Raw genomic sequence first — 5,683 nt, 5'->3', positions numbered from 1 at the left:
GAACAGGGGTGGGGGGCCACAGCCACCGGACTACCCATTCGCCACCTTCGCCGCCTTCTCATCCCCGCCCTGGAACACCGCCAGCAATGCGTCATGGATTTTCTTCTGGCGCGATTTCGACTCGATCTTATGGCCGGTGAGGTCGGTGACGTAGAAGACGTCGACGGCCTTTTCGCCATAGGTGCCGATATGGGCCGAGCCGATGGTGAGGTTGAGGTCGGAGATCTGCCGGGTGAGCTGGTGGAGGAGGCCCGTGCGGTCGAGGCCCATCACCTCGATGACGGTGAATTTTTCCGAGATGGTGTTCGACACCGCCACCTGCGCCGGCAGGGTGAAGGGTTTGAGCCGCTTATTGTGCCGGCTTTCCTTGCCGAGGTCGATCAGCACCTGGCGCTTGCCCTGCAATAGCTGCTTCACCGTATCGATGATGCGGGTGGCGCGGACTTTTTCGTCTTCGTCCGAGGTGAAGGAGCGGCGCAGCCTAAAAGTGTCGACGGCGCGGCCGTCGCGGGTGCCGAAAATCTGCGCCCCGATGATCGAAGCGTCGGCCATGGTGCAGGCGCCGGCGATCAGCGACAGGAGCCGCGGATGGTCCGGGGTGTAGAAGCTGACCTCGGTAATCGACTCGAAGGATTTCACCCGGATCGAGCCGGCGAACATCTGCCCGGCCTGGTCGGCGACCCGGATCATCCGGGCATGCTCGACCTGTAGTTCCGGCTCGGCGCGCAGCCAGTAATGGTCGTAGTGGCGACCGAGATAGATGTCGACTTCCGGCGCCGGCCAGGCGGAAAGCGCGCCGCGCAGTACGGTCTTCGCCGCCTCGATGCGATCGCGCTGGGTGACCTGGCTGTGGCCGCCCGACAGCAGCGGCTCGGTGGCATAGTAGAGGGCACGCAGGAGCGAGCCTTTCCAGCCGGTCCATACCCCGGGGCCAACCGCCCGGATGTCGCAGGCCGTGAGGATCATCAGCAGCGCCAGTCGCTGCGGCGATTGCACCACGTCGGCGAAGGAGCGGGCGGTTTCCGGATCCTGGATATCGCGGCTCTGGGCGATCTCGCTCATCAACAGGTGATGTTCGACCAGCCAGGAGACGGTGTCGGTCTCCGCCGGATCGAGCCCCAGACGCGGGCAGAAGCGGCGGGCGACGCGCGCCCCGGCGATCGAGTGATCCTCGGGCCGACCCTTGGCGATATCGTGGAGGAACAGCGCCACATAGAGCAGCCGCGTATCGTTGAGATGCGGCAGCAGCTCATGCGTCAGCGGCAGCTGTTCACGCAGGCCCCCATTGGCGATGTCGGCCATGACGCCGACGGCGCGGATCAGGTGCTCGTCCACCGTATAGTGGTGGTACATGTTGAACTGCATCAGCGCGACGATCTTGCCGAATTCCGGCACGAAGCGGCCGAGCACGCCCGCTTCGTTCATCTGGCGCAGGATGCGCTCGACATAGGTCGGCGCCGTCAAAATCTCGAGGAACCAGGCATTGGCCTGCTTGTCGTTCCTCAGGTCATGGCCGATCAGCTTGAACGAGCGGCGGATCAGCTTGATGGCGTCGGGGTGAAGGTGCGCATCGTGCCGCCCCGCCAGCATGAAACCCTTGATCAGGTTGCGCGGGTCCTTCTGGAACACCTCGGGCCCGGCGACATTCAGCCGACCGCCTTCGATGACGAAGTCGGTCTCGCCCTTGATCGGCACCTTGCCGCGCTTGAACGGCGCCAGCACCCGCCCGACCATGTCGAGCGGCTTGGCGTGGTCGAATTCCAGCGAGGTGCAGAAGATGCGGGTCAGGTCGCCGACATCCTTGGCGACGAGGAAATAGCGCTTCATGAAGCGCTCGACCCCGAGCATGCCGGCGCGGTCATTGTAGCCGAGGCGTTGGGCGAGGTCGGGCTGCACGTCGAAGGTCAGCTTTTCGTCGGCCCGCCCGGTGAGGAAGTGCAGGTTACAGCGGATCGCCCAGAGGAAATCCTCGGCGCGCTGGAACAGCCGGTATTCCTCGGCGCTCAGCACGCCCTTGCCCACCAGTTCGGCGCTGGATTTGACCCGGTAGAAATACTTGCCGATCCAGAACAGTGCGTGGAGGTCGCGTAGCCCCCCCTTGCCGTCCTTGATATTGGGCTCCACCACATAGCGGGTATTGCCCATCTGCCGGTGCCGTTCGTCGCGTTCCGCCATCTTGGCGGCGATGAACTCCGGCCCGGTCTTGGGCATGATTTCGCTTTCGAACCGGCGCACCAGCTCGTCGAACAGTTTCCGGTCGCCGGTGAGGTAGCGCGCTTCGAGCGTTGCCGTGCGCACCGTCATGTCGGAACGCGCCATGCGGATGCAATCGTCGACCGAGCGGACGGCGTGGCCAACCTTCTGGCCGAGATCCCACAGCATGTAGAGAATGTATTCGGTGATCTGCTCGCCCCAGGGCGTCTGCTTGTAGGGCAGGATGAAGAGCAGATCGATGTCGGAGCCCGGCGCCAGCGTGCCGCGGCCATAGCCGCCGACCGCGGCGATAGAGATCATCTCGGCGCCGGAGGGGTTGTCGACCGGGTAGACGTCGCGCACCGCGAAATGGTGCACTGCGCGAATGATCTCGTCTTCGGCGGCGCTCAAATTCATCGCGCAGCGGGTGCCCTTGCCGGTCGCCATCAACTCGGCCTCGGCGCCGGCGCGGGCGTCGGCGAGCACCGAGCGGACATGCTGGAGCACCATGCTGCGGCTGGCAGCCGACTTGGGGTCCTGACCAGCGACGAGCCGCCGTATGTCGCCGAGAATGGTCTCGGCCGAAGTCAACTGGAAGGCCGGTTTTCGCGGTCGGGCGTCAATTTCGGCGAGCTGCATCGCGGATTTTCTTAAGCTCGTAGATCAGGTCGATGGCCGCGCGGGGCGTAAGGTCGTCGGGGCGTACCTGATCGAGCATGTCATGGATGGGATTAACGGCCGCCTTCGGGGTGGGCGGTTGATGCGCAAAGAGCGGCAAATCGTCTAGCACGACGGCTTTTCCGCCGGAAGAGCGCTGTTCGAGCACGCCCAGCACCTGGCGTGCCCGGGCGAGCACCGATTCGGGCAGGCCGGCGAGCTTGGCCACCTGGATGCCGTAGCTGCGATCGGCAGCGCCATCGGCCACTTCGTGCAGGAACACTACTTCCCCCTCCCACTCGCGCACCTTCATGGTGTGGTTGGAGACGCGCGACAGGGTCTTCGAAAGTGCCGTCATCTCATGGAAGTGCGTCGCGAACAGGGCGCGACAGCCGGTCTGGTCGTGCAGCGCCTCGACCGCGGCCCAGGCGATGGAGAGGCCATCGAAGGTGGCGGTGCCGCGGCCGATCTCGTCGAGGATGACGAGGGAGCGCTGCGTGGCGCGGTTGAGGATCGCGGCAGTCTCGACCATCTCGACCATGAAGGTCGAACGGCCACCACCGATATCGTCGGAGGCGCCGACGCGCGAGAACACCCGATCGACCACGCCGATATGCGCGGCCGAAGCCGGCACATAGCTGCCCATCTGCGCGAGGATGGCGATCAACGCATTTTGGCGCAGGAAAGTGGATTTACCGCCCATGTTGGGGCCGGTGACCAGCCACAGCGCCCCACCGGTGAGGTCGCAGCCATTCTCGACGAACACCTCGTGCTGCGCCCGCACATTGGTTTCGACCACCGGATGCCTGCCGCCCTCGATGTAGAAGGCGAGGCTGTCGTCGATGGTGGGGCGGCAGAAATTGCGGGTCATCGCCAGCTGCGCCAAAGCGGCAGCGACGTCGAGCTCGGCCAGCGCATCGGCGATGGCGCGGAGCCTTGTGTTCTCGGCGGCGACGGCATCGGCGAGGCGGGTGAAGATCGTCGCTTCGATGGCGAGCGAGGCATCGTGCGCCTTGGCGATGCGGCCCTCGAGCTCGGCCAGTTCCGCCGTGGTGAAGCGCATGGCATTGGCCATCGTCTGGCGGTGGATGAAGGTTTCGCGATGCGGCGCTTCCAGCAGCTTGCCGCCATGCCCGGCCGGCACTTCGACGAAATAGCCGAGCACGCCGTTGTGGCGGATCTTCAGCGACCGGACGTCGGTCTCCTCGATCAGCCGGGCCTGCAGCGCCGCCACCACGCCCCGCGTTTCCGACGCCAGCGCCCGTTCGGCATCTAGCCCCGCATCATAGCCGCGTTGGACGAAGCCGCCGTCGCGGGCCAGCAGCGGCGGCTCCTCATCGATGGCGGCGCCCAGTTCGGCGGCGAGTGCCGCCGGCGCATCGGCGAGGCGGGCAGCGATGGCTTTGAGCTCGGCCGGCGGTCGATCGAGCGTGGCGAGCCGCTCGGCCAGGGCGATAGCGGCGGCAATGGCGCCGCCGGTGGCGCGGAGGTCGCGCGGACCGCCACGGCCCAGCGCCAGCCGGGTCAGCGCCCGGGTGAGATCGGGCACCGACTTGAGATCGCTGCGCAGCCGCTGGGTCAAAAGGCCATCGCCGACCAGGCACTCGACCGCATCGAGCCGGGCATTGATCCCAATGGCATCGCAGAGCGGCGCCGCCAGCCGGCGGGCGAGCAGGCGCGAGCCGGGCGGGGTGACCGCGAGGTCGATCTCGTGCCGGAGCGAACCTTTCTCCTGGCCACGCTGCGTTTCGAGGAGTTCCAGCGACACGCGGGTCGCGGCATCGATCGCCATATGGGCGCTGAGCCGCTCGGCAGCCGGTGGGCGGAGCGCCACGGGCACGCCCTTCTGGCTGTCCCGGACATAATCGAGCAGCGCGCCAAGCGCGGCGCGACCGGCGCGGGAATAGGCGGTGGGGTCGACCTCGCCATCAGGGAAGGCGGCGGCGATCCGCTTGCTCGCCAGCTCGCTGTCGAACTGGGCCCCGTCGAGACTGACCAGCGCCGCATCGGGCAGCGGGATTTTCGACTCGGCGAGGGCGATGCGGGTCGCATCGGTGAGCAGCAGTTCGGCCGGAGCAATACGGGCCAGCTCGTCGCCGAGCGCCAGCGCCGAGACGTCCAGCACCGCGGTCTCGCCGGTCGACACATCCGCCCAGGCGAGGGCGAAATCCGTCTCGCCGTGCCGCACCATGCTGAGCGAGGCGAGGTAGGCCGAGCCGCGGGTCGGCAGCAGGTCGTCCTCGGTTATTGTACCCCGGGTCACCAGGCGCACCACGTCGCGCTTCACCGGCGATTTCGAACCGCGCTTCCTGGCTTCGGCCGGGTCTTCCACCTGCTCGCAGATGGCGACGCGGTGACCGAGGCCAATGAGCTTCTTGAGGTAATCCTGCGCGGCGTGGATCGGCACCCCGCACATCGGGATGTCCGCCCCCTGGTGCTTGCCGCGCTTGGTCAGGACGATGCCGAGCGCCTGGCTGGCGATCTCGGCGTCCTCGAAGAACATCTCGTAGAAATCGCCCATCCGGTAAAACAGCAGGTAGCCCGGATTGACCGCCTTGATCTCGAGGAACTGCGACATCATCGGCGTGATGGGCGCGCTCTCTGGGGCATTGGGGGCAGAATAGGGCGCTTGGTCCATCGGCTCGGCAGCAAAGACAGGGAGGCCGGGACGTTAGGGGGTTTGCGGAGAGCGGGCAACTGAGTCGGGGGTCGCGCTCCACAATGAGGAGCCGGCGCGGGCTGACCCCCACCCTTGATCCCTCCCCCTAAACATGGGGAGGGAGACGCTCCTCACGATGCCAGTGTTTTGGTCTCCCTCCCCATTCTTAGGGGG

At 66.4% G+C, this 5,683-nt stretch carries 2 protein-coding genes; both read right to left on the bottom strand.

Translation table 11 applies throughout. The features are described from left to right. Window positions 1-30: 30 nt before the first annotated feature. Window positions 31-2,832, bottom strand: coding sequence for a [protein-PII] uridylyltransferase (locus VW23_RS07105; protein ID WP_069908886.1), 2,802 nt, complete (start codon window positions 2,830-2,832; stop codon window positions 31-33). After that, window positions 2,813-5,488 carry a DNA mismatch repair protein MutS gene (gene mutS, locus VW23_RS07100; RefSeq protein ID WP_069908885.1) on the bottom strand — a complete coding sequence of 892 codons (2,676 nt, stop codon included), beginning with the start codon at window positions 5,486-5,488 and terminating at the stop codon, window positions 2,813-2,815. The genes VW23_RS07105 and mutS overlap by 20 nt, the downstream gene beginning before the upstream one ends. Window positions 5,489-5,683 lie beyond the last annotated feature (195 nt).

It is taken from the genome of Devosia insulae DS-56 (assembly GCF_000970465.2).
Taxonomy (GTDB): Bacteria; Pseudomonadota; Alphaproteobacteria; order Rhizobiales; family Devosiaceae; genus Devosia_A; species Devosia_A insulae.
This window is presented reverse-complemented; position numbering and strand designations above follow the sequence as displayed.

What these genes read in the sequence shown, in the direction of transcription:
- VW23_RS07105 (WP_069908886.1), bottom strand. Translation starts at nt 2,832, where the DNA reads ATGCAGCTCGCCGAAATTGACGCCCGACCGCGAAAACCGGCCTTCCAG.
- mutS (WP_069908885.1), bottom strand. Translation starts at nt 5,488, where the DNA reads ATGGACCAAGCGCCCTATTCTGCCCCCAATGCCCCAGAGAGCGCGCCC.